The organism is Pseudomonas sp., from assembly GCF_026224925.1.
Lineage (GTDB): Bacteria > Pseudomonadota > Gammaproteobacteria > Pseudomonadales > Pseudomonadaceae > Aquipseudomonas.
On the sequence record NZ_JAMFRV010000697.1, the window covers coordinates 1 to 4,526 of the forward strand.

Sequence of the window (4,526 nt, forward strand, 5' to 3'; positions counted from 1 at the left end):
AATTAGAGTGTGATGAATTTATGAGTATGCGCGCGAACGTGATGTGGGAAGACTCGGTTTGGGAGCAGCTTCAGCAGATTCCCAAAGGCGAGCGCAGCCGCCTGGTGAACGAAGCGGTGAGCAGGACTTTGGAACTGCGTCGCCGCGAGGGAGCGATGCAGGAGATGGACCGCTTGCGCGCCAAGCTTCCCAGGATCAACGTCAACGTGGTTGAGGAAGTGCGTAAGGATCGTGCGAGGACGCACGGGTGAATGTAGCCGTGGTCGATGCATCGGTCATTTTGAAGTGGGTCCTCGAGCAGAACGAGGAAGACTTGGAGCGCGCACGAGCCATTCAGCTGGCGGCTGTTCAAGGCAAGCTGCGCCTGCTGGTGCCGACCCTGTGGCGCTTCGAGGTCGGCAATACCCTGGTTCGGAAGGTGCCCGACCAGGCCGATACTTGGCTGCATTTGTGTGAAACCAGTGGCCTGGAAGAAATGTCTGTCACTGACGAAGTACAGGCGAAAACGGTTGAGCTGTGTCGTAAGCACGGCGTCACGTTTTACGACGCGAGCTATCATGCACTGGCCCTGGTCGCCAAAGGCATGTTTGTTACGGCGGACGAGCGTTATGTGGCGAAGGCCAAGGTGAGCGGATCGGTCGTGCACCTGTCGGAGTTCGAGGTTTGATATAAGTTGAGGATTGGCACAGAAGAGATGTAGAGGAGTTGAACATGAACGTCAGTAAGATGGACAAGGTGCTTCTCGGAATCACGGTGGTGATTGTTACGGTGGCCGCCGCCACTATTCACATGTGGCTGGCGTTTCTCGTGCTACCCACATCCGTCGCCGCCGCCGTAGCTCTTACTCGCTATCTAGCTGCGCAACGAGTCAGGGCAGTGAATGCGACGGTTGGTGAAGATCCAACTACGCCGGCTCAGATCGAAAGCGCGAGCATCAATCCCGCCACTGGGCTTCCCATGGCCGGATCGGTGGATGTTCGCGGCAATCTGTTCGGGCAGAATGAGGCCTTTGGTACGAACATCTTTGGTCGCCACGACGACTGACGTTGCGCGAGAACCTTGGTCAGCGCTTTTTGTCCGGCTGATCTGAATTTGGGTCAGGCAACGTCAGCTTTTCCAGAACTGCCTGCTGAGTCAGCGATTTCTTCTCTGCCTCGCTCATTTCACCCTCGACGCGTCGCTTGGTGGCGACAGCCTGGATGCCCTCGCCTGATTGATCTCTCCAGACGTCCTGCGTCAATTCATTTTCTTTTGCCGCGCCATCACCACGGGCTGAGTCAACCTGTGCATCCACGCTTGTCTTGTCGAGATTGCTGGCGGCGGCACCACCCGCAACCCGTCCGGCCCCTTCTGATCTAAGTTGATGAACATCGGCACTCCCAGTGCCGTGGATATCCGCCATCCATTCCCTGCCTGTGTCGGATACCGAGTCTGACGAGAGCGGCCCCACGGTCTTGGTGATCTGATCTGCGAATGTTTCGGAAAACTCACGCATCTTGAGCGTAAGCTCAGCCTGGGCCGCTGGGTCTCCGCCCTGTGCACCTTCCCGAATTAGGCTCAGCGCTTTGTTCTGGTCCCCCATCTTGTCTGCGAGCCAGTTCTTGAACTTGTCGTCGAGTTGGGTGCGGGCGCCGAACCCATCGCCCTCGCTCAAGCTGCGCGCCTCTTGGAATGATCGTGCTCGCTCAACGGAAGCATTCGCAGTCGTCGCGACGGAAGTTTCCTTTGAGAACTGGCTGGTCGCACCCTTGGCGTAGCCTTGCATGTCGCTTCCGCTATAGCTGCCTGCGACATCGGCGCCAGCCTTGAGCGTCGTCGCCAATGCTGTTCCGAACGTCGTGTCGTAGCCGAGTTCCTTTGCGCGATCGAGCACCTTTTGCTTTCCAGCCTGGTCACCTGAAGCGTAATTGCCGCTTACGCTGATATTTGCGTTGGCGCCCCCTTGGACAGGAAGCCCGCTGGGTGTTTCGATTCCAAGGTTCCCGGAGAGGCCCACTCCGTTGTTGAACATGAGCTGTGCTGTTTCGCCTCGGGTAAGCTGGGTGCCTTCCCGCAGCTTGTCCAGCATTCCCGTCGTCTCACTGTAATTGCGTTGGAAGTCCGCCGCCGTGGCCTTGTCGACGTTGTTGCGGAAATCCTGGCTCCTCGCGAGCTGACTGTTCATCTGGTCCAATTCCGAGAGCTGCGATCCGATCCGTTGCGATTCAGCAACGCTGTCCGAGCGGGCCGCCCGGGTCGCTTCGGCGGTCCCTCTCTCGATTGAGCCCCGCACTGAACTTTCCAATGCCATCGACACCGGAAGCGCCGACATCGGCATCGAATCGAATTCGTGCCCGGCCGCCGTTTTGCGCATGATCCCGTCGCCGCCGGTCATCTGGGCATAGCCGGCCTGCGTGGACGGCGCCGCATTCTGTGCCCACCAGTTGGCATTGCCGAAACTGGTATTCCCCAACGAGACGTTGCCGGTGGTGGCTTCGCCGGCGGCGCTGCTGGCCGTCTTCTCGTAGCTGGAGAGGATGCCTTGCGCGGCCGAAGCCAGCATCTGCCCGCTGCCGCTGACCAGCATCCAGGCGATGATCGGGATGGAAATGGTCAGATATCCGGCAAACAGCGAGTAGTCGGACATCACCTGGCCGAAGGCAGTGTAGTTTGCCATCGACAACACCTTGGTGCCGTTGGCCATGGTAATTGCTGGGTTAGCAGCAATGGCGCTGAACACTGTCATTGCCAGATGGATCACAGCAAACAGGAACGGCCACAAGGTGATCCACACCAGCACCTTCGCATACGCCAGCACCGCCCGGTGCCCGCCCGGCATGAGCATCAGGATGAAGGCGAGCGGAAACACGGCATAGATGCCGGCCTGCAGAATATTCTGGATGATCGGCAGATATTTCTGGGCAAGTTGCCCGAGCACGGTGTAGGTCGTTCGCCGCTCTGCCTCCGCCCGTGCCAGGGCATAGTTCTGCGCCGCCGCCGGTGCATTGACTTGGGATGCCCAGGCAGACACGCCGCGCTGCATGGAATTGGCGAGAATCGCCTGGGAGATGATCTGCGATTCGCTGTCGGACAAGCTGCTGAAATATTGCACAGCCACCGGCATAGCCGTCCCGAACTCCGCAATCGCCGCATTGCGGCTCGCCGCCGACACCAACTGAGCTCCATAAAGATTCTCGACATTGGGAATCTCGCTCTGCAGGTCGTGGTTCAAATCCCCGTTTGCCGAGGTATGGCAGATCTCGATAGTTGAGGAGCCGCCGGCCGGCTGATAGGAGAACGCCCGGGCCACCGAGGTGTTGGTCTGGATGAAGGCCCACAGGTCTGGCGCCGTTTCCAGGTCGGTTAGCGTGTACTTGCCCAGCAACAGGTCATAAAACACGCATTGTTGCCAGAAAGAGGCAAAGTTGCCGGCGACCCGCGGATCGGTGATCTCGAACCGCATCGTCGCGTCCACCAGCTTGTTCCCAAACAGCATCCCGTGCGTCGTGTAGTCCATGTCGCCGGGCAGGGAAAACACCGCCTCTGAGGTCTGTGCCAGCCAGTGCCCCACCGCGTTGGAAAACCCCGCCGATGCCGCTAGGCCCAGCGGCACGTTGTTGACCACCGAGGACTGGCTGGGGTCGAGCTCGTCGTCGATGATGACCGTGGCCGTGGGCAGGAAGGCGATGTAGAAGCCCATCGCCGCAAACAGCAGCCACTGAAGGTCGATCAGCGCCCCCTTGTAGGCCGAGCGCAGCATCACGGTCAGCATCCCCAGCAGGATGCCGATCTTCAGCAGGTACATGTAGTCGCCGTTTCCCATGATGGCGACCACACCGTTGAAGATCAGGTTGAGGTACTGACCCCCGCCAAGGGTATAAATCTGCCAGTTCACGGCCGGGTCCTATTCCTTTGCTTGGAACAGCGCGCTTTGAACGATCGCCGGCGACAGACTGCCGACCAAAGCCCGCTCGTAGTCCCGTGCAGCCGTGGTCAGCGACAGCGCTGCGTTGAAATCGGTGGTCACTTTGGAATCGCTCTGGGCGATGGCCTGTCGCGCCTGCCGGATGTCCTGCAGGAAGCCCGTCACCATGTCCTGCTTGCTTTGCGTGGTGAGCTGCGAGGCGCCGGTATCCACCTTCTTGAGCAGGTCCAGCAGATAGGCGTAGAGCAAATCCTTGCCGATGATCTCCCCATACTTGGTCACATCGGCCTGGGCGTTGGCGCCGAGCAGGGCCACCGAAACGGTCAGATATTTGTAGACGGGCAGGGTAGTGGAGCGGATCAAGCCCTGCTCCTGGGTACTCAGGGGCGTATCCGTCTGGATCTTCTCAGTGATCGAGGTCAGCAGCGCCTCCACCTGCGGCACGATGGCCTGGGTCGAGCTGATGGTGATGTTGGTCGTCGTCGAGCTGACATTCAGGCAGGCTGAGGCATCGGTGGTGGCGTCGGAGCATTGGTAGATCGGCACCGTGCCGCCGTGCAGCAGCGCATCCACCAGGTTGCCAGCGCTGGCGTCTGCTGTGGTGGTCAATTGCGAGGCCACC

The 4,526-nt window shown here is 59.7% G+C and carries 5 protein-coding genes; 3 read left to right on the top strand and 2 right to left on the bottom strand.

The annotated features are described in order from the left end of the window. The 3 genes from M0974_RS29095 to M0974_RS29105 all read left to right on the top strand — a co-directional run. On the top strand, positions 1-251 hold a 251-nt coding region (locus M0974_RS29095; protein ID WP_297845194.1), incomplete at its 5' end, for a hypothetical protein. An 8-nt stretch (positions 252-259) separates the two neighbouring features. Next, positions 260-667 (top strand): type II toxin-antitoxin system VapC family toxin, encoded by a 408-nt coding sequence (locus M0974_RS29100; protein WP_297845195.1) that lies wholly within the window; start codon positions 260-262, stop codon positions 665-667. A 44-nt stretch (positions 668-711) separates the two neighbouring features. After that, positions 712-1,044: a hypothetical protein gene (locus tag M0974_RS29105; RefSeq protein ID WP_297845197.1), complete on the top strand. Its 333-nt coding sequence runs from the start codon at positions 712-714 to the stop codon at positions 1,042-1,044. Positions 1,045-1,063: 19 nt separating this feature from the next. Here M0974_RS29105 and M0974_RS29110 read toward each other — a convergent pair whose 3' ends face one another. Together M0974_RS29110 and M0974_RS29115 are read right to left on the bottom strand one after the other, a co-directional pair. Next, a complete protein-coding gene (locus M0974_RS29110) occupies positions 1,064-3,874 on the bottom strand; it encodes a conjugal transfer protein TraG N-terminal domain-containing protein (protein WP_297845199.1) in 2,811 nt (936 codons plus the stop codon). Positions 3,875-3,883: 9 nt separating this feature from the next. After that, on the bottom strand, positions 3,884-4,526 hold a 643-nt coding region (locus M0974_RS29115), incomplete at its 5' end, for a conjugal transfer protein TraH (protein WP_297845201.1).

Coding starts and splice junctions, on each gene's coding strand:
- M0974_RS29105 (WP_297845197.1), top strand. CDS start 712: ATGAACGTCAGTAAGATGGACAAGGTGCTTCTCGGAATCACGGTGGTG.